Source organism: Enterobacter sp. BIDMC 30 (assembly GCF_000534355.1).
Classification (GTDB): Bacteria; Pseudomonadota; Gammaproteobacteria; order Enterobacterales; family Enterobacteriaceae; genus Enterobacter; species Enterobacter ludwigii.
In genome coordinates, this window is record NZ_KI973169.1 from 910,156 (window position 1) to 928,870 (window position 18,715).

16 protein-coding genes are annotated in these 18,715 nt (G+C 58.5%); 9 read left to right on the forward strand and 7 right to left on the reverse strand.

The features are described from left to right. Positions 1-3: 3 nt before the first annotated feature. The 3 genes from L466_RS17850 to lsrR form a co-directional block, all read right to left on the reverse strand. A complete protein-coding gene (locus L466_RS17850; RefSeq protein WP_032680223.1) occupies positions 4-2,025 on the reverse strand; it encodes an NADPH-dependent 2,4-dienoyl-CoA reductase in 2,022 nt (673 codons plus the stop codon). Between the two features lie 160 nt (positions 2,026-2,185). Beyond that, complete coding sequence (gene lsrK / locus L466_RS17845; RefSeq protein ID WP_020883580.1) at positions 2,186-3,766, reverse strand: autoinducer-2 kinase; 1,581 nt, start codon at positions 3,764-3,766, stop codon at positions 2,186-2,188. Between the two features lie 33 nt (positions 3,767-3,799). Continuing rightward, positions 3,800-4,771, reverse strand: coding sequence for a transcriptional regulator LsrR (lsrR, locus tag L466_RS17840; RefSeq protein ID WP_032680224.1), 972 nt, complete (start codon positions 4,769-4,771; stop codon positions 3,800-3,802). 215 nt (positions 4,772-4,986) lie between these two features. On the opposite strand from lsrR, the gene lsrA reads away from it, so the two are divergent. The 6 genes from lsrA to lsrG are packed head-to-tail and all read left to right on the forward strand — an operon-like array spanning position 4,987 to position 10,673. Further along, positions 4,987-6,474, forward strand: a complete 1,488-nt coding sequence (gene lsrA, locus L466_RS17835) for an autoinducer 2 ABC transporter ATP-binding protein LsrA (protein WP_032680225.1) — start codon at positions 4,987-4,989, stop codon at positions 6,472-6,474. Continuing rightward, on the forward strand, positions 6,471-7,502 hold the full coding sequence (gene lsrC, locus L466_RS17830; protein ID WP_014171713.1) for an autoinducer 2 ABC transporter permease LsrC: 1,032 nt from the start codon (positions 6,471-6,473) through the stop codon (positions 7,500-7,502). The genes lsrA and lsrC overlap by 4 nt, the downstream gene beginning before the upstream one ends. Further along, complete coding sequence (lsrD, locus tag L466_RS17825) at positions 7,503-8,486, forward strand: autoinducer 2 ABC transporter permease LsrD (protein WP_014171712.1); 984 nt, start codon at positions 7,503-7,505, stop codon at positions 8,484-8,486. Beyond that, on the forward strand, positions 8,483-9,484 hold the full coding sequence (gene lsrB / locus L466_RS17820; RefSeq protein ID WP_025202959.1) for an autoinducer 2 ABC transporter substrate-binding protein LsrB: 1,002 nt from the start codon (positions 8,483-8,485) through the stop codon (positions 9,482-9,484). Before lsrD ends, lsrB begins: the two co-directional genes overlap by 4 nt. 11 nt (positions 9,485-9,495) lie before the next feature. Further along, positions 9,496-10,383, forward strand: a complete 888-nt coding sequence (gene lsrF / locus L466_RS17815; protein ID WP_014171710.1) for a 3-hydroxy-5-phosphonooxypentane-2,4-dione thiolase — start codon at positions 9,496-9,498, stop codon at positions 10,381-10,383. Further along, positions 10,380-10,673, forward strand: coding sequence for a (4S)-4-hydroxy-5-phosphonooxypentane-2,3-dione isomerase (lsrG, locus tag L466_RS17810; protein WP_020883586.1), 294 nt, complete (start codon positions 10,380-10,382; stop codon positions 10,671-10,673). The genes lsrF and lsrG overlap by 4 nt, the downstream gene beginning before the upstream one ends. 38 nt (positions 10,674-10,711) lie before the next feature. Here lsrG and L466_RS17805 read toward each other — a convergent pair whose 3' ends face one another. Beyond that, a complete protein-coding gene (locus L466_RS17805) occupies positions 10,712-11,560 on the reverse strand; it encodes a dihydrodipicolinate synthase family protein (protein ID WP_032680226.1) in 849 nt (282 codons plus the stop codon). Positions 11,561-11,572: 12 nt separating this feature from the next. Then, positions 11,573-12,259 (reverse strand): B3/B4 domain-containing protein, encoded by a 687-nt coding sequence (locus L466_RS17800; RefSeq protein WP_032680227.1) that lies wholly within the window; start codon positions 12,257-12,259, stop codon positions 11,573-11,575. 42 nt (positions 12,260-12,301) lie between these two features. On the opposite strand from L466_RS17800, the gene L466_RS17795 reads away from it, so the two are divergent. Beyond that, positions 12,302-12,904 (forward strand): helix-turn-helix domain-containing protein, encoded by a 603-nt coding sequence (locus L466_RS17795; protein WP_032680228.1) that lies wholly within the window; start codon positions 12,302-12,304, stop codon positions 12,902-12,904. A gap of 33 nt (positions 12,905-12,937) precedes the next feature. On the opposite strand, the gene ygjG is transcribed toward L466_RS17795, so the two are convergent. Beyond that, a complete protein-coding gene (ygjG, locus tag L466_RS17790) occupies positions 12,938-14,317 on the reverse strand; it encodes a putrescine aminotransferase (protein WP_020883590.1) in 1,380 nt (459 codons plus the stop codon). A gap of 435 nt (positions 14,318-14,752) precedes the next feature. Between ygjG and L466_RS17785 the strand changes: the two genes are divergently transcribed. Then, the gene (locus tag L466_RS17785) at positions 14,753-16,273 is read left to right on the forward strand and encodes a methyl-accepting chemotaxis protein (RefSeq protein ID WP_032680229.1); all 1,521 of its coding nucleotides are present in this window, start codon (positions 14,753-14,755) and stop codon (positions 16,271-16,273) included. A 335-nt stretch (positions 16,274-16,608) separates the two neighbouring features. After that, a complete protein-coding gene (locus L466_RS17780) occupies positions 16,609-18,168 on the forward strand; it encodes a methyl-accepting chemotaxis protein (protein WP_032679007.1) in 1,560 nt (519 codons plus the stop codon). Here the strand turns inward: L466_RS17780 and L466_RS17775 are convergent. Continuing rightward, positions 18,165-18,659 carry a PadR family transcriptional regulator gene (locus tag L466_RS17775; protein ID WP_032680230.1) on the reverse strand — a complete coding sequence of 165 codons (495 nt, stop codon included), beginning with the start codon at positions 18,657-18,659 and terminating at the stop codon, positions 18,165-18,167. The two genes, L466_RS17780 and L466_RS17775, sit on opposite strands and share 4 nt — an antisense overlap. Positions 18,660-18,715 lie beyond the last annotated feature (56 nt).

The following is an 18,715-nucleotide window of genomic DNA, read 5'->3' on the forward strand; positions in this document are numbered from 1 at the left end:
CACTCAGAGACTCAAGGCCAGCGTTGTCCCCTGCGCAATGGCGCGTCGCGCATCCAGCTCCATCGCCACGTCGCATCCGCCGATCAGGTGTACCGTTTTTCCCGCCTCACGTAGCGGATCCACCAGATCGCGCTTCGGCTCCTGACCCGCACACAAAATCACATGATCCACCTGCAGCAGCTGCGGCTCACCGCCGATCAGCACGTGCAGCCCCGCGTCATCGATCTTCTGATAGCTCACCGACGGTATCATCTTCACCCCGCGAGAGAGCAGGGTTGCGCGATGGATCCAGCCCGTGGTTTTGCCCAGGCCTTCACCGGGTTTGCTGGCTTTACGCTGCAGCATGACGATCTGACGCGGGCTTTTCGGCAGCTGGGGTCCTTCCGGTCGCAAGCCGCCGGACTGGTTAAGGCTGGTGTCGATACCCCATTCTACGCAGAAGTCGGCAATGTTCTGGCTGGTGGGTTCGCCGGGCTGACTTAAGTACATCGCGGTATCGAACCCGATCCCGCCGCAGCCGACGATCGCCACTTTTGCCCCCACCGGCGCTTTGTCACGCAAAACGTCCAGATAGCTCAGGACTTTCGGATGATCGATGCCCTCGATCGCAGGCCTGCGTGGTGCAATCCCGCTTGCCAGGATCACCTCATCGTAATCCATTACATCCGCCGGATTTACAAACTGGTTGAGGCGCAGATCCACGCCCGTCAGGTCGAGCATTCGGCGGTAATAGCGCAGGGTTTCGTAAAATTCTTCTTTGCCCGGGATCTGTTTGGCGATATTGAACTGCCCGCCGATCTCAGCGGCGGCATCGAATAACGTCACGCTGTGACCGCGCGAGGCGGCATTCACCGCAAACGCCAGACCCGCCGGGCCGGCACCGACCACGGCCAGGCGTTTTTTATGCACCGCCGGGAAAATCGGCATTTTGGTTTCGTGGCAGGCGCGGGGGTTGACCAGACACGAAGTGACCTTGCCAACAAAAATCTGATCCAGACAGGCCTGATTACAGCCGATGCAGGTGTTAATCTCATCTGCACGTCCGCTCTGTGCTTTGGAAAGCAGCTCGGCATCTGCAAGGAACGGACGCGCCATGGAGACCATGTCGGCATCACCGGCGGCGATCACATTTTCCGCCACCTGCGGGTCGTTAATGCGGTTAGTGGTCACCAGCGGGACAGACACTTTCCCTTTCAGCTTGCGCGTGACCCAGCTGAACGCCGCGCGTGGCACCGGCGTGGCGATGGTCGGAATACGCGCCTCGTGCCAGCCGATGCCGGTATTGATGATGGTCGCGCCGGCGGCTTCAATCGCCTGCGCCAGTTGCACGGTTTCGTCGAACGTCCCGCCACCTTCCACCAGATCGAGCATCGACAGGCGGTAGATAATAATAAAATCCGCCCCGGCACGTTCACGCACGGCACGCACCACTTCCACTGCAAAGCGCATGCGGCGCGCGTAATCGCCACCCCACTCATCGTCGCGCTGGTTTGTGCGGGCCGCGAGGAATTCGTTGATCAGGTAGCCTTCCGAGCCCATCACCTCAACACCGTCATAGCCCGCTTCACGCGCCAGTGCCGCACAGCGGGCGAAGTCGTCAATCAGCGTCAGGATCTCATCGTGGCTGAGGGCATGGGGCGTAAAGCGGTTAATCGGGGCCTGAATGGCCGACGGTGCGACCAGATTCGGTTGATAGCTGTAACGCCCGGTGTGCAGGATCTGCAGGGCAATTTTTCCGCCCTCCCGGTGAACGGCGTCAGTGACCACGCGATGTTGCGGCAGCTGGCTGGCGTCGTTCAGCACCGCACCGCCTTCCATCCCCACGCCAGAAGGCGCAGGGGCCACCCCGCCGGTAACAATCAGCGCCACCCCGTGACGTGCGCGCTCGGCATAGAAGGCCGCCAGACGTTCGGCTCCGTCCGGATGTTCTTCAAGCCCGGTATGCATTGAGCCCATCAGCACGCGGTTTTTAAGGGTGGTGAACCCCAGCTCGAGGGGGGCAAATAACGACGGGTAGTGGCTCATAGTCTCTTCCAGTGTAAAATTATTGTTATGTGGTCGGATGAGTTACTAATTTAGCCAGCGATGAGTAAAAGGGAAAAGGGGAATGCGGCGATTGTGATGGGATTCAAATATTGGTGTGGCCTGATGCCCTCTCCCTGAGGGAGAGGGGGCGTTATAGCTCTCAGGGAGAGGGGGCACGCACTAAACCCGGTGCCTGCCACATCGATGTCGTCAGTCCGCTGTCCACCAGCCCAAGCTGGTCGGCATAAACGGCCTGCCACTTCTGCATCATACCGTCATACAGCTCCCGGTGCGCCGGGTTCGGCGTGAACTCGCGGCTCCATTTCACCAGCCGTTCGCCTGTCGCCGCCATATCCGAAAACAGCCCGGCTCCCGTTCCGGCAGCAATCGCACAGCCCAGCGCTGTCGCCTCTTTCACTTGCGGGACGCGCACCGGCAGACCGGTCACGTCGCTTAAAATCTGGCTCCACAACGCGCCTTTCGAGCCACCGCCTGCAAACACCAGACCGTCGAACGTTACCCCTGAGAACCGTGAGATCTGCGTCAGGTTACACGCCGAGACAATCGCCGCGTTCTCTTCCAGCGCACGGAACAGCGTGGCTTTGTTGCATTTTTCCGGGTCGATGGAGAGGTTAATAAAAGACGGCGCGGCGTGATACCACTGCTTGAAGTGCATAGCATCTGAGAAGATCGGCATAACACCGTGTGAACCGGCAGGCACGCGGCTGGCCATCTCCTCAAGCAGGGAGTAAGTGTCCATTCCCATCCGCTCCGCGATGAGTTTCTCTTCCGCGCAGAAGGCGTCACGGAACCAGCGCATGGTCAGGCCGGTAAAGAAGCTGATCGACTCCGCCTGCGCCATGCCGGGGATCACATGCGGATTCACGCGGATGTTCATCTCCGGGTCGGTGCGTACCTGCGGCAGGTTGACCACCTGCTGCCAGAAGGTACCGCCCAGCACGGCCGTTTGCCCGGCCCGCACGACGCCTAACCCAAGACAGCCAAGCTGCACGTCGCCACCGCCCATCACCACCGGCGTGCCTTCGCGCAGGCCGCTCTGCTGTGCGGCATCTTTGGTGATCGCACCGAGCACGGTGCCGGTCTCCTTCACCGGAGAGAGGATATCGGCACGCAGCCCGGCCATGTCGAGCAGCGCCGGACGCCAGTCACGGGAGAAGAGATCCAGCATACCGGTAGTCCCGGCATTGGACGGATCAACGGCCAGCTCGCCGGACAGTTTTGCCGCCAGCCAGTCGCTTATCATGGTGATCGTGGCGGCTTTGCGATAGATGTCCGGACGATGGTGCGCCAGCCACAGCAGGCGCGGCATGGCGCTCAGGGCCAGGGTCTGGCCAGAGACGTCATACACTTCGGATTCAAAACGGTAGTCGTGGATCTCTTTGAGTTCGGCTACCTCGCGGCTGGCGCGGGCATCGACGTTGGCGCACGCCCAGATGGCGTCGCCGTTGCGGTCATACAGCACGATCCCCTCGCGCATTGAGCAGCAGGCCACGGACTGGATATCCGCTGCGCTCAGGCGGGCGCGCTCCAGCGCCTGATGAATACACTGGCAGGTGAGCCGCCAGTTAATGTCGAGATCAAACTCCATCGAGCCCGGCACATTCTCCACGCTCAGGTGTTTCCACTCGGCCTGGCCAACGGCAACCTGGTTGCCCTGCAAATCGAAAATTACGGCGCGAACGCTGCCTGTCCCTGCATCTAACGCTAAAAGGTAACTCATGAGCATGCCTCGTGTCAGGCGCAGGACAGGCTCTTAGCTCGCCAGAGCCAGCACCGCGCGGGCTGTCGTCTCCTCCGTCACCAGGCCATTAATACGGCGGCCTTTGAGTGCGGCATAAATCGCATCGGCTTTCTCTTCACCTCCGGCCACGCCAACGATGGTGGGCAACTGCGCCAGTTCATCGAGCGTGACGCCCAGTAACTCCCGGTGGATCTCCAGCTCGTGCACGCATTCCCCTTCGGCGTTCAGGAAATAGCCGAGGATATCGCCCACCGCCCCTTTGCGGGCGTACATCAGCTGTTCACCTTCGCTGATATAGCCGGAGCGCAATATGGTGGCGTCCCGGCGCTGGTTCACCGAACCAATGCCTACCACCGCCACATCGGCCGCGGCGGCGGCGAGGATCACGTCCCGCACGCTGGATTCACGTTTTAGGATCCCGGCCACTTCGGCGGAGGAAACGCGAAGCGGGGCGGGGATCATGCTGACGCTGCAGGCGGCATCAAGCTGACCGATGCCCGTCATATACGGCCCAACGCCGCCGGAGAGCGTCACCAGGCGGATATGCTGCGAGCTGATAAAACCGCTTAAGTGCTGCAGGCTGCTCATGGTGGTTTCACCAAATCCCACCGCCAGCAGCTGGCCGGGCTCCAGCACGCCCATCAGCGATTGCGCTGCGCCAATGCCCAGCCGGACATTCATGGGCGGGGTATTCAGGGCCGGCAACACGCGAACCAGCTTGAGCCCGAAGCGTTGCTGCAGCTCGGTTTCCAGCGCCAGACACCCCTCATAGCGGGAGTTGATCTGCACGCGGATCACCCCGGACTGGCGTCCTTTCTCCAGCAGACGCGAGATCTTCAGGCGCGGCAGTCCGAGCCGCTCGCCGATGTCATTCTGGGTTAATCCGTCGTGGTAGTAGCACCAGGCGACGCGGGCAACCAGCTCTTCTTCCGCCAGTGCCAGCCCGGCAAAACGACCTTCTTCCGCAGTGCGTTTATCGCTCATAATTGAACTCTTATAAAAATTTAGATCATATGTTCGTGATCGCGCAGAAAGAAAGTGTGAACCACGCGACAAAACAGATCTTTTAGATTGATTTGTGTCTGTGTGGATCTTAATCGATAAATTTGTGATCCCTGCACGGTTCTAAATATAGTTCACCGTCTACGCTTTTGAACATTATTAAATCTAAAAATCATTTGTTCAATAGCGGAGCGATAATGACGCCACTTATCGAAGCACGTGATATCAGCAAGCAGTTCTCCGGCGTACCGGTCCTGAAAGGTATTCATTTCACGCTGCTTACGGGTCAGGTGCATGCGCTGATGGGCGGTAACGGCGCGGGAAAATCAACGCTGATGAAAATCATCGCCGGGGTGGAAACACCGGACAGTGGCGAACTTTCGGTTGACGGCCACGCGTTTGCGCGGCTTTCGCCCGCGCAGGCCCACAGGCTGGGGATTTATCTGGTGCCGCAGGAACCCCTGCTTTTCCCCAACCTGACGGTGCGGGAAAACATCCTTTTCCGCCTGCCGCGTGAGGCCGGTATGGGGGAACGGCTGGCGGAGAAACTCCAGCAGCTGCAGTGTCAGCTCAATCTTGATGCCACCGCCAGCACCCTGGAAGTGGCGGATCAACAGATGGTGGAGATCCTGCGCGGCCTGATGCGTAACGCGAAGATCCTGATCCTTGATGAACCCACGGCGTCGCTCACCCCGGGGGAAACCGAACGGCTGTTCCGCCAGATCCGCGCGTTGCAGGCGCTGGGCGTCGGCATTGTTTTTATCTCGCACAAATTACCGGAGATCCGCCAGCTGGCGAGCCACGTCTCGGTAATGCGCGACGGCGCGATCGTGCTCAGCGGTGAAACTGCACAGTTCGACGATAACGCCCTGATTGCGGCCATGACGCCGGTGAGCCGCGAAAAAGGATTAAGTGATGCGCAAAAACTGTGGCTGGCACTGCCGGGCAATCGCCGCACGCAGCCGCAGGATTTCCCGGTGCTGCGGGTGGAAGAGCTTACCGGTGAGGGGTTTATCGATCTCAGCATGGAAATCTATGCCGGGGAAATAGTTGGCCTCGCCGGGCTGGTCGGCTCCGGGCGCACCGAGTTTGCGGAAACGCTGTATGGGCTGCGCCCGGTGCGCGGCGGGCGAGTCTGGCTGGAAAATCAGGAAATAACCGGCGAACCCGTGGCGGCACGGCTGGAGAAAGGGTTGGTCTACCTGCCAGAGGACCGACAGGTTTCCGGCTTGTTCCTGGATGCGCCGATTCGCTGGAACACCGTGGCGCTGAATGAGCCCTCGGTCTGGCAGCAGCGCAAACGGGAGTCGGCGGTGGTGGAGCGCTATCACCGGGCGCTGGGGATCAAGCTTAACCATGCGGATCAAACCGTGCGCACGCTCTCCGGCGGCAACCAGCAGAAGGTGTTGCTGGCGCGCTGTCTGGAGGCGAACCCGCTGCTGCTGATCGTCGATGAACCGACACGCGGAGTGGATGTGTCGGCGCGGGCCGATATCTATCAGCTCATCAAAAGCGTGGCGGCGCAGAACGTGGCGGTGCTGATGATCTCAAGCGATCTGGATGAGTTCCCCGGGCTTGCCGATCGCGTGCTGGTGATGCACCAGGGCGTGCTCAGCGGCGAGTTGTCCCGGCACGCGGTCAGTCTCGACAGAATGATGGCGCTGGCATTCGGAGGGCAGTCATGAAGACCTTACTGAAAAATCGCGAACTGAGCGCGTTCATCGCCATTCTGGCGTTGTTCGCGGTGCTGGTGGGGCTCAATCCGGCCTATTTCAGCCTGCAAACGCTGGGGATGATCTTCGCCAGTTCGCAAATCCTGATCCTGCTGGCGCTCGGCGCCGCGCTGGTGATGTTGACCCGCAATATTGATGTTTCCGTCGGCTCTACCGTCGGGCTGTCTGCCATTGCCGTGGGGGTGGCCCTGAACAGCGGCTACACCCTGCCGGTATCGATCCTCTTTGCGCTGTCGATTGGCGCACTGGCGGGAGCATTTAACGGTTTTCTGGTGGTGGGGCTGCGTATTCCGGCAATTGTGGCCACCCTCGGCACGCTGGGCCTCTATCGCGGGGCGATGCTGCTGTGGACGGGAGGAAAGTGGATTGAAGGGCTACCGCCGAGCCTGAAATCGCTCTCTGAACCTGCCGCTATGGGTATTTCACCGCTCGGAATGGGCGTGGTGTTTTTAGCCGCGGTCGGCGCATGGACGTTGTCGCGCACCGCCTTCGGACGCGATTTCTACGCCGTGGGCGATAACCTTACCGCCGCACGCCAGCTGGGCGTGGCGGTGAACCGGACGCGAATGATCGCTTTTACGCTGAACGGCATGCTGGCCGCGTGTGCGGGGATTGTCTTCGCTTCGCAGATTGGCTTTGTACCTAACCAGACCGGCAGCGGGCTGGAGATGAAAGCCATTGCCGCCTGCGTACTCGGGGGGATCTCTCTGCTGGGCGGTACCGGGACGCTTATTGGCGCCTTACTGGGGGCTTTTTTCCTGACTCAAATCGACACCGTGCTGGTGCTGTTCAGGCTGCCCGCGTGGTGGAATGACTTTATCGCCGGGCTGGTGTTGCTCGGTGTGCTGGTGCTCGACGGGCGCTTGCGCCAGGCGCTGGCCCGGCATCAGCGCGCACTTAAGTACAGCCGCTTCCAGCCCGGTAACAAAGGGGGGAAGCATGTCACCCCGTTTACGAAACACAAAAAAGAGGTGGCGTAAATGAAGCTTAACTGGGAAAGCGCGCTGCTGATATTACTGGTGCTGGAAATCCTGCTCTTTGGGGCCATCAATCCGCGCATGCTCGATATCAACATGCTGCTGTTCAGCACCAGTGATTTTATCTGCATTGGCATTGTGGCGCTGCCGCTCACCCTGGTGATCATCAGCGGCGGCATTGATATTTCTCTCGGTTCGACCATCGGCCTGTGTGCCATCGCGCTGGGGGTGATGATGCAGGCGGGCTGGCCGATGGCGCTGGCGATACCGTTGACGTTGCTGCTCGGCCTGCTGTGCGGTCTGGTCAACGCTGCGCTGATCCACTACACCGGCATCAGCCCACTGGTTATCACCCTCGGCACGCTCTATCTCTACGGCGGTGGCGCACTGCTGCTCTCCGGCATGGCGGGGGCGACCGGTTACGAAGGCATCGGTGGCTTCCCGGACAGCTTTACCGCGTTCGCTAACCTCACGTTCCTGGGGTTGCCAATCCCGCTGGTGCTGTTCGCCGTGATTACCGTCTTCTTCTGGCTGATTACCCATCGCGGACGCTTTGGCCGCCATCTGTTTTTGATTGGGCAGAACCCGCGCGCGGCGCGCTATGCGGCGCTCTCGGTCAACGGGATGCCCTACGCCCTGTATGGCCTGGTGGGCGTCGCTTCGGCCATTGCTGCGCTGGTGATGGTCTCCTATTTCGGTTCGGCCCGTTCGGATTTGGGACGCGATTTACTGATGCCTGCACTGACCGCAGCGGTCCTCGGGGGCGCCAATATCTATGGCGGTTCGGGGTCGGTAATCGGTACGGCCCTGGCGGCGTTGCTGGTGGGGTATCTGCAGCAGGGTTTACAGATGGTCGGCATCCCCAACCAGGTGTCGAGCGCGCTGTCAGGGGCGCTGTTGGTTGTGGTGGTGATGGGACGTTCACTGAGTTTGCACCGTGAATGGGTGCGCTCTCTCCTCACAAAACATACCCGGAGCGTAAGATGAAAACAAAACTGATAGTCCTGGCGATGGCACTCAGCTTCGCGTCGGCACAGGCCGCGGACCGCATCGCCTTTATCCCCAAGCTGGTGGGCGTTGGCTTCTTTACCAGCGGCGGCAATGGCGCGAAAGAGGCGGGTAAAGATCTCGGCGTGGACGTCACCTACGACGGCCCGACCGAGCCCAGCGTCTCAGGCCAGGTGCAGCTTATCAACAACTTCGTTAACCAGGGCTATAACGCCATTATCGTTTCGGCGGTGTCGCCGGATGGCCTCTGCCCGGCGCTGAAGCGCGCGATGCAGCGTGGCGTCAAAGTACTGACCTGGGACTCCGACACCAAACCGGAATGCCGCAGCATCTACATCAACCAGGGCACCCCGGCGCAGCTTGGCGGCCTGCTGGTCGACATGGCCGGTAAACAGGTCACCAAACCGAATGCCAAAGTGGCGTTCTTTTACTCCAGCCCGACCGTTACCGACCAGAACCAGTGGGTGAAAGAGGCGAAGGCCAAAATCGAGAAAGATCATCCGCAGTGGCAGGTCGTGACCACGCAGTTTGGCTATAACGATGCCACCAAATCGCTACAAACCGCCGAGGGGATCTTAAAAGCGTATCCGGATCTGGATGCGATCATCGCCCCGGATGCCAACGCCCTGCCGGCGGCGGCGCAGGCGGCGGAAAACCTGAAGCGAGAAGGGGTGGCGATTGTCGGCTTCAGCACGCCTAACGTGATGCGTCCGTACGTAGAGCGCGGCACGGTGAAAGCCTTCGGCCTGTGGGATGTGGTGCAACAGGGCAAAATTGCGGTCAATGTCGCCGATCGGTTGTTGAAAAAAGGCGATCTTAACGTTGGCGACAGCGTGGACGTGAAAGATATCGGTACGCTGAAGGTCGAGCCGAACAGCGTGCAGGGCTACCAGTATGAAGCGAAGGGCAACGGCATTGTGCTGCTGCCGGAGCGGGTGGTGTTTACCAAAGAGAACATCAACAAATACGATTTCTGACGGGGGAGCAAATGGCTGATTTAGACGACATCAAAGACGGCAAAGATTTTGGCATCGGCACACCGCAGCAGAACGTGCCGTTTACCCTGAAGGGGTGCGGCTCGCTGGACTGGGGAATGCAGTCCAGGCTGGCGCGCATCTTCAACCCAAAAAGCAACCGCACGGTGATGCTGGCCTTTGACCACGGCTATTTCCAGGGACCGACGACCGGCCTTGAGCGTATCGATCTCTCTATCGCCCCGCTGTTTGGGGAAACCGACGTGCTGATGTGCACCCGCGGTATTTTGCGCAGCCAGGTGCCTGTCGCCACCAATAAACCCGTCGTGTTGCGCGCCTCCGGCGGCAATTCGATTTTAGGGGAACTTTCCAACGAGTGCGTGGCGGTGGCGATGGAAGATGCGCTGCGCCTGAACGTCTGCGCGGTGGCGGCGCAGGTGTACATCGGCAGTGAGTTTGAACATCAGTCGATCAACAACATCATCAAACTGGTGGATGCCGGTGCGCGCTATGGCATGCCGACCCTGGCGGTGACGGGCGTTGGCAAAGAGATGGCGCGCGACGCGCGGTATTTCTCGCTTGCCAGCCGTATCGCGGCCGAGATGGGGGCGCAGTTCGTCAAAACCTATTATGTCGACGAAGGGTTTGAAAAAGTAACCGCCAGCTGCCCGGTGCCGATCGTGATTGCCGGAGGCAAAAAGCTGCCGGAGCACGACGCGCTGGAGATGTGCTGGCGGGCGATTGACCAGGGGGCGTCCGGCGTTGACATGGGCCGCAATATCTTCCAGTCCAGCGCCCCGCTGGCCATGCTGAAAGCGGTGAAAAAAGTGGTACATGAGAACATGAGCGCGCGGGACGCGTTCCAGTTCTGGCAGGAAGAGAAACAGGGAGAAGCAAAATGAACGTGACATTAGTGGAAATCAACATCAAACCCGAGCGGGTCGATGAGTTTCTGGAGGTGTTTCGCGCTAACCACGAAGGGGCGATTCAGGAGCCGGGCAATCTGCGCTTTGATGTTTTACAGGATCCGCGCGTGAAAACCCGGTTCTTTATCTACGAGGCCTACAAGGATGAAGAGGCGGTGCTGGCGCACAAGAAAACCCCGCACTATCTTGCCTGCGTGGATAAGCTTGAGGACCTGATGTCAGAGCCGCGCAAAAAACGCAGTTTTGTCGGGTTGTTGCCGGCGTAACAGACCGCCGGGTAGCGCTTACGCTAGCCCGGCGATGCTCAGGCGAGGGCCAGTTCCGCCAGGATCGCCGCCAGCGTTTCGCGCGGTTTCCCGCTCAGCGACGCAAGCGGGAACGGCAGTGCAGGCGCGGCCACTTTCCCTGACATTTCTGCTGCTGCGGCCATCACCCGCAAACTGCCGTACTGGCGGAACAGCGCCCACAGCGGTGCCAGCCGGTCAGAGGGGGCGGTGTCTTTGGCTCGTGCAATCGCCAGTGCCGTCTGCGGATACAGCCCTGCGATAACCGAATACCAGACATCAAATCCGGCCTGCAGGGCTGACGCCGCCCGCCAGTCGCCGCTGATGCCCAGGGTGACGTTTTCAGGAAGATGGGCACGCATGTGGGCGATATCGTCCGGTATGCGCCCGAGCTTGACGGATTTGACGTTCGGTAGCGCCGCCACGGCATACAGCAAATCGTCGTTAAACTCGAACCCGGTGGTGGCCGGGTTGTCGTAAATGCACAGCGGAACAGAGATCCGGTGGGTCACCGTCTCATACAGGGTAAACACTTCCTCTGCCGTCAGGCGCTGGTACGACACGGGGGCCAGTAACACCCCGCGGGCGCCGGCGCTTTGCGCCTCATCCGCCAGACGGAGAATATCGTCGAGGCGAAGCGCGCCAATACTTACGCTCACCGGAATGTTGTCGGCATGCGCCACGGCGCAACGGGTGATATGCGTGCGCTCTTCAGGCATCAGATACGCGTAACTGCCCGTCGAACCGAGGATCCCCAGCGAATCGACACCGGCATCCACCAGCGGGCGCAGCAACTGCACAAACGCCTGCTCATCAAATTTCCCCTCTCGCAATGGCGTCAGAGGGAATGCGCTTAACCCGTGAAACATCCGCTTATCCTTTTAGAGTTCAATCAGTTGAAGGTGAGCAGTGGAGCCCGGCATCAGCCGCTGCAGGTTGCTGACTAACTCATCGCCAGCCTCCTGCAACGCCGATAACGGCATCGACGGCAGACTTTCGAGAATAAACCACATGTGTTGCGCCTGGCTATCGAGACGTGTACGCACGCCCTGGCGCCAGTTCCAGCGACGGCAGGTGACGCCAATATCATCGCGCCAGATAACTTCGCCCGCATCCGGGTATTCGATAACCGGCTGGCCCTCTTTCAGGGTATCAAACGGTTCATTACCTTCGGCAAGCGTCAGACGCGGTGCGCCTGCATAAGCGGCAAGGTTCTCACCCCCGACGGGAATGGCGTAACGAATGCTGATGGCATTGTAAATATCGACCACTGGATCGAGCGGGGGCAGTGCGCCCTCTTTCAGCACTCGCTTACGCAGGGCCGATGCCGAGCAGGGCGTGCGTTTCGGTTTCGCACCAAATGCCCTGAACACGTCATCCCAGGCGCTGAGGTGCGCTTCCGCCCAGACGACATCATCAGTGAGGACCTGCTGGCAGGCCTGTGCCAGCGCGGCAGAGGCCACGTCCGGCTGGGTTATCGGGGCGGCTTCAACCAGAATGCTCAGCGCCCGAAAGCCGGGGGCAATCCCGGCAAGACGCGGGTCTATTGACGGCGTAACGAGAGACATAAATAATCCTGTATTGACTGTTTTATACTATGGTAGTGACCAATGACTGATAAAGTCAATATAATGACCGATTCGGGTGCCGATATCGCCCAGGTAAGCCTGGCCGTCGCCACCCGCATTCGCAACTGGCGCAAAGAGAAAAAACTGTCGCTGGATGAGCTTTCACGCCGCGCCAGCGTCAGCAAAGGCATGCTGGTGGAGATTGAAAAAGGGGCGGCGAATCCCAGCATTGCCATTCTCTGCAAGCTGGCTGCCGCGCTGGGCGTTTCGGTGGCGGATATCGTAAACGTCTCCAGCGAGCCGCGGGTGCACGTCATAGAAGCAGCGGCGATCCCGGTTCTGTGGCAGGGCCCACAGGGCGGATATGCCCGGCTGCTCGCGGGCACGTCTGGCCCGGATATGATTGAACTCTGGCAGTGGGTGATGCATCCGGGGGAGCGTTTTACCTCACCGGGGCATCCGGCGGGAACGTTTGAGCTGCTGCATGTCACTGAGGGAGGATTGACCCTGACGGTCGAAGAGGCGGTGACGCAGGTGGCGGCAGGCGCTTCGGCGGTGGCGAAAACGGAAGCGGCACACGGCTACGCGAATGAGGGCGAAAATGTGTTGCGGTTTACCATGACGGTGGCGGAGTTTCACCGCTAAAAACGCCCCCTCCGTCAGGAGGGGGAGGGGATATCACGCTTCTTCCACGCTTACCCGCAGGGCTGCCAGCGCTTTACGCGCCGCTTTCAGCACCTGCTCACACTGTTCAACCGTCAGCGTCAGCGGCGGTTCAATGCGAATGGTCTTCGAGTTGTTGAGCGTTCCGGCAACCAGGACACGCTGGCGGAACATCTCGCTCGCGAAGCTGTAGCCGATTTCGTTGTCGACAAACTCAATGGCCATTAGCAACCCTTTACCCCGCGCATCCTGCACCAGATCCGGATATTCCCGGCCCAGCTGGCGGAAACCGTCCAGCAGCATATCGCCTTTCTGTTCCGCCTGTGCAGGCAGGTTTTGATCCAGCAGCACGTTGATGGTCGCCAGCGCGGCCGCGCAGGCCAGCGGGTTACCGCCAAACGTAGTGGTGTGCAGGAACGGGTTATCGAACAGCACCGAGAAGACCTCTTCGGTTGCCACCGTCGCGCCAATCGGCATCACGCCGCCGCCCAGCGCTTTTGCCAGACAGAGAATGTCCGGCTGGACGTTCTCATGCTCGCAGGCAAACATCTTGCCCGTACGCCCCATCCCGGTTTGGACTTCGTCGAGGATCAGCAGTGCGCCAAACTCATCGCACAACTGACGCACAGCAGGCAGATAGCCCTGCGGGGGCAGGATCACGCCACCCTCACCCTGAATAGGCTCCAGGATCACCGCTGCCACGTCGTCGCCGGTTTTACGGCATTCGCTCAGCATGGTGCGCATAGCGCTAATGTCACCAAACGGCACGTGGCGGAAGCCCGGCAGCAGCGGCATAAACGGTTTGCGGAAGGTAGATTTGGCGGTAGCCGACAGTGCGCCCAGGGATTTTCCGTGGAACGCGCCGCTGGTGGCGATAAACGTGAATTTGCCGCGCGGCGACTGGTACGCTTTGGCGAGTTTAATCGCCGCTTCGACCGATTCCGTGCCGCTGTTGCTAAAGAAGCTGTACTTCAGTTTGCCGGGCGTTAAGGCCGCGAGCGTTTTCGCGAGCATAGCGCGAAGTGGATCGAGCAGTTCCTGGCTATGGAGAGGTTGTTTCGCAAGTTGATTCTGTACGGCGGAAACCACAACTGGATTACGGTGCCCCACGTTGAAAATTCCAAAACCACCCAGGCAATCTATAAACTCCTGTCCCTGGGTGTCGACAAGCGTATTAAGACTTCCCGCTTGCCACTCTACGGCTCCGTAATCCCCGCCGGCGGTAACAGATTTGCGATACTCCAAAAACCCTGGATTGACATGCTCTTTAAAGTAATCGATGACCTCTCGGTTAAGTTGTTTCATCTCCTCATGATCAAGCGTTCGCTTCTCAATGAGATTCAGTGCGTGCGCGGTACAGGCAAGAGCCGAGGCGCTGGAAGGTAACCTGTTCAAAATGTGCTCCCGGGGATCGCGTATCACATGATACTGGATTAAGTATTGCAGGGATTACGCCACTTCAGATGCCTTAACGAAAATCAGGATAAACACCAGGTTAACATTATGTTGCGCAAAATTTAATCATGCCGATATAACCGATACGGGATTTAGCGGTACGGCGGAAAAGGCTGGGGAGGTGCGAACAAGAGGCAATTGCACTTATAGAGTGCAGACGCTGCGACTTAAGTGGGCGTTAACGCGTCATACTCTGCAGGTAATTTCTCTGTGAAAGTATTTGAAATCAATGAATTATAAAATCTCACAAAAAGTGCGGTTTAAGTGAAATCTGCGATCTCTATCAACTTTAACAACTAAAGATAAATTCTTTACCGCCGAAAAAACATTAATCCACAAAATTAACATTCAAATAACCTGCAAGGGATGCTCACGATGTCCGCTCCAACCTTTGTCACCCAGAATGAATATCCTCTGGACGATGACACCACCTTAATGTCGACCACCGATATCCACAGTTACCTGACCCACGCCAACGACACCTTTGTGCAGGTGAGTGGCTATCAGCTTGATGAGCTGATGGGCCAGCCGCACAATCTGGTGCGCCACCCCGATATGCCAAAAGCGGCGTTTGCCGATATGTGGTACACCCTGCAAAAGGGCGAGCCGTGGAGCGGCATTGTCAAAAACCGACGTAAAAATGGCGACCACTACTGGGTGCGCGCCAACGCGGTGCCGATGGTGCGTCACGGGCAGGTGACGGGCTATATGTCGATTCGCACCAAAGCCACGGCAGAAGAGATTGCTGGCGTGGAGCCGCTCTATCGGGCTTTGAATGACGGGCGCTGCAAGAAACGTATTCATAAAGGACTGGTGGTAAGTAAAGGCTGGCTGGGGAAACTTCCGGCAATGCCGCTGCGCTGGCGTGTGCGCAGCGTGATGGCGGGGCTGTTTGCGGTGCTGGCTGCCACGCTGGTGGCCACCTCCGCGGGTGCGTACCCGCTGGCTGCCGCCGCGGTAGTCATGCTGCTGGGCACGCTGCTGTTTGAGCAGCAGATTGTTCGTCCGATCGAAAACGTGGCGCGTCAGGCGCTGAAAGTCGCCACCGGCGAGCGCAACAGCGTGCAGCACCTGAACCGCAGCGACGAGCTGGGGTTGACCCTGCGTGCGGTAGGGCAGCTGGGGCTGATGTGCCGCTGGTTGATTAACGATGTGTCAAGCCAGGTGGTGAGCGTGCGTGATGGCAGCGACAGGCTGGCAAAGGGGAATGAAGATCTGAACGATCGGACGCGTCAGACCGTGGCCAATGTGCAGCAGACCGTGGCGACAATGAACCAGATGGCCGCCTCCGTGCAGAGTAATTCAGAAACCGCCGCCGAAGTGGACAAGCTGTCAGTGGCCGCCAGCAGCGCGGCGACCAAAGGCGGAAACGCGATGCAGACGGTGGTGAAAACCATGGATGACATCGCGGATAGCACGCAGCGGATTGGCTCGATTACCTCCCTTATTAACGACATCGCGTTTCAGACCAATATTCTGGCGCTGAATGCGGCGGTGGAGGCGGCAAGAGCCGGTGAGCAGGGGAAAGGCTTTGCGGTTGTCGCCGGCGAAGTGCGCCATCTCGCCAGCCGTAGCGCCAGTGCAGCCAACGATATTCGCAAGCTGATTGATGCCAGCGCCAGCAAGGTGCAGTCCGGCTCTGAGCAGGTTCATGCCGCCGGCCGTACAATGGATGATATCGTCGAGCAGGTGAAAAACGTGACGCAGCTTATCGCGCAGATCAGCCACTCGACCTCTGAACAGGCTACCGGCTTGTCAGAGCTCACCCGTGCGGTGGCCGAGCTGGACAGCATCACGCAGAAAAATGCCGATCTGGTTGAGGAAAGTGCCCACATATCCGCAATGGTGAAGCATCGCGCCGGGCGTCTTAAGGATGCGGTAACCGTGCTCCATTGAGCCAGTAAGGTTCCAGAAAGCCGTTTATTTCATCAGGAATAAGCGGCTTTATTTTTTCTGAATGTAATTATTAATGTCTTTTGTTGTTAACTTTATATTAAATAACTAAAGAAAGCACATCAGATATTTACCCCAGCCTAAGTCCGTTTTCCCCGATGCTATTTTGAAAATGCCTCATCAGAGGGTGGTGTAACGATCGATTTACGGATATTAATAGCCTACACCTATCCATTGTCGTGGTTATGAAATAAAAAAACGATCAAAGTCATAAAGTTAGCGGTTTCGTTACCGATAACGGTGATCGTCTGAGAAATAATCACATCGATGGAGAAAATATGTTCTTACATGACGTAAAGATCGGCACGAAATTATTTCTGGCGTTTGGATTCTTTATTGTCCTGATGGTGGTCAGTGCGAGTTTATCCTTGCTAAGCCTGAACCGGGCGAACAACGGAATGCAATCCATCATTACCCGTGATTATCCGACCACGGTAAAAGCGAACCAGTTAATCGACAACTTCCAGGAATTTATTGGCACTCAGCAGCTGATGTTACTGGATGAACAGGGAACGTATACAGCGCAGTCACAGCAGCGTCTTAAAGCGATCAGCGAACAGATTACGGTGATCCTCGGCGAGCTGAATACTGCGCTGCAGGATCCTGAATCACAGCGGGTTCTTGCTGAGATACGCGGCGTGCGTCAGCAGTATCTGGACTCGCGTTATCGCATTTTGCAGGCGGTGCAGAATAACGATCGGGCGGGCGCTATTCAGGAGATGATGACCAACACCCTGAAGCTACAGCAGGCCTATAAAGCCAACGTGCAGGCGTTGATCGCGATTCAGAACCAGGAAATGCAAAGCGCAGGAGTGCAGGTCGAGGGCGATTTCAAATCGAACCGCCTGCTGCTGATCCTGATCACGCTCTTTAGCGTCGCGACCGGCAGCCTGATTGGCTGGTTTATCGTGCGCTCAATCACGCGTCCGCTGGGCCAGGCAGTGGATTTTGCAAAAGCCATTGCCGAAGGCGATCTGACCGGCAGCATCACGCCGCACGGTAAAGACGAAACCGGCCTGCTGCTGCATGCGCTGATGGAGATGAAAACGCGTCTGCTGGACATTGTGCAGCAGGTCCAGACCGGTTCGGAGAATATCTCGAGTGCCGCCGCGCAGATTGTCGCGGGGAACCAGGATCTTGCCGCGCGCACCGAAGAGCAGGCCAGCTCTGTTGAACAGACCGCTGCCTCGATGGAGCAGATCACGGCGACGGTAAAAAACACCGCCTCACACACCGGAGAAGCAACTCACCTCTCGGCGGACGCCGCCATGGTGGTCAAAAACAACGGCGAGATGATGAAGCAGGTCACCAGCAAAATGCGCCTGATTAACGAGACCTCTAACCGGATGTCCGACATCATCGACCTGATCGATGCCATCGCTTTCCAGACCAACATTCTGGCGCTGAACGCGGCGGTGGAAGCGGCACGTGCGGGCGAGCACGGTCGTGGTTTTGCGGTGGTGGCGGGCGAAGTGCGTCAGCTTGCGCAGAAGAGTGCGTCATCTGCCAGTGAAATTCGTCAGCTGATCGAAAGTTCTACCAGCCAGACGCAGGACGGGATGAACCTGGTCGAGAAAGCGAGCGAGTTGATTAACGGTATGGTCGGCAACGTGGAAGAGATGGACGTCATTCTGCGTGAGATCCGCCAGGCCAGCCATGAGCAGACGGAAGGGATCTCGCAAATTAACAGCGCGATTGGTCTGATTGATGCCACCACGCAGCAGAACTCCGCCCTGGTGGAGGAGTCTGTCGCGGCAGCAGCGTCCCTGAACGAACAGGCGATGCACCTGAAAGACCTTGTCCGCGTCTTCCGCGTGAGCGATCGCGTACTGGCTTAATCCAGCTGGGAGATCTCCAGCGCTGCGCGGTCGATCACGCCGATGATCTGCTTGAGCTGCGCATCGCTGAGTTCGCCCTGGTTCACCTTCAGGTCTAACACCGCTTTGAAGTTATCCAGAGCCCGCTTCATTTGCGGGTTTTTTCTCAGCTGGAAGCCGACGGAGCGCGCTTTAATACGCGCCTGAATCTGCGCCAGCTGCTCCTGATTTTCATCCAGCCACTGCTGGCCGGCCACGGTAATCGCAATTCTCTTGCGGCCATTCTCTTCTTGGGTGATGGTGATATAGGTCTGATCCTGAAGGTAATCGAGGGTCGGGTAGATAACGCCAGGGCTTGGGGTGTAATTCCCCTGCGTCATGTTCTCGATCGCCTTGATCAACTCGTAGCCATGGCTCGCGTTGTGGGTCAGGATATCCAGTATCACCAGACGCAGATCGCCGTGACCAAAAAAGCGTGGTCGGCGTCCGCCGCCGTCGTGTTCGTTTCGCATACTCATCCCTTCAAATTGATATATCTAAACTATATCTTAGATATATTCAGATGCAA

What these genes read in the sequence shown, in the direction of transcription:
- L466_RS17850 (WP_032680223.1), bottom strand. Translation starts at nt 2,025, where the DNA reads ATGAGCCACTACCCGTCGTTATTTGCCCCCCTCGAGCTGGGGTTCACC.
- lsrK (WP_020883580.1), bottom strand. Translation starts at nt 3,766, where the DNA reads ATGAGTTACCTTTTAGCGTTAGATGCAGGGACAGGCAGCGTTCGCGCC.
- lsrR (WP_032680224.1), bottom strand. Translation starts at nt 4,771, where the DNA reads ATGAGCGATAAACGCACTGCGGAAGAAGGTCGTTTTGCCGGGCTGGCA.
- lsrA (WP_032680225.1), top strand. Translation starts at nt 4,987, where the DNA reads ATGACGCCACTTATCGAAGCACGTGATATCAGCAAGCAGTTCTCCGGC.
- lsrC (WP_014171713.1), top strand. Translation starts at nt 6,471, where the DNA reads ATGAAGACCTTACTGAAAAATCGCGAACTGAGCGCGTTCATCGCCATT.
- lsrD (WP_014171712.1), top strand. Translation starts at nt 7,503, where the DNA reads ATGAAGCTTAACTGGGAAAGCGCGCTGCTGATATTACTGGTGCTGGAA.
- lsrB (WP_025202959.1), top strand. Translation starts at nt 8,483, where the DNA reads ATGAAAACAAAACTGATAGTCCTGGCGATGGCACTCAGCTTCGCGTCG.
- lsrF (WP_014171710.1), top strand. Translation starts at nt 9,496, where the DNA reads ATGGCTGATTTAGACGACATCAAAGACGGCAAAGATTTTGGCATCGGC.
- lsrG (WP_020883586.1), top strand. Translation starts at nt 10,380, where the DNA reads ATGAACGTGACATTAGTGGAAATCAACATCAAACCCGAGCGGGTCGAT.
- L466_RS17805 (WP_032680226.1), bottom strand. Translation starts at nt 11,560, where the DNA reads ATGTTTCACGGGTTAAGCGCATTCCCTCTGACGCCATTGCGAGAGGGG.
- L466_RS17800 (WP_032680227.1), bottom strand. Translation starts at nt 12,259, where the DNA reads ATGTCTCTCGTTACGCCGTCAATAGACCCGCGTCTTGCCGGGATTGCC.
- L466_RS17795 (WP_032680228.1), top strand. Translation starts at nt 12,302, where the DNA reads ATGACTGATAAAGTCAATATAATGACCGATTCGGGTGCCGATATCGCC.
- L466_RS17785 (WP_032680229.1), top strand. Translation starts at nt 14,753, where the DNA reads ATGTCCGCTCCAACCTTTGTCACCCAGAATGAATATCCTCTGGACGAT.
- L466_RS17780 (WP_032679007.1), top strand. Translation starts at nt 16,609, where the DNA reads ATGTTCTTACATGACGTAAAGATCGGCACGAAATTATTTCTGGCGTTT.
- L466_RS17775 (WP_032680230.1), bottom strand. Translation starts at nt 18,659, where the DNA reads ATGCGAAACGAACACGACGGCGGCGGACGCCGACCACGCTTTTTTGGT.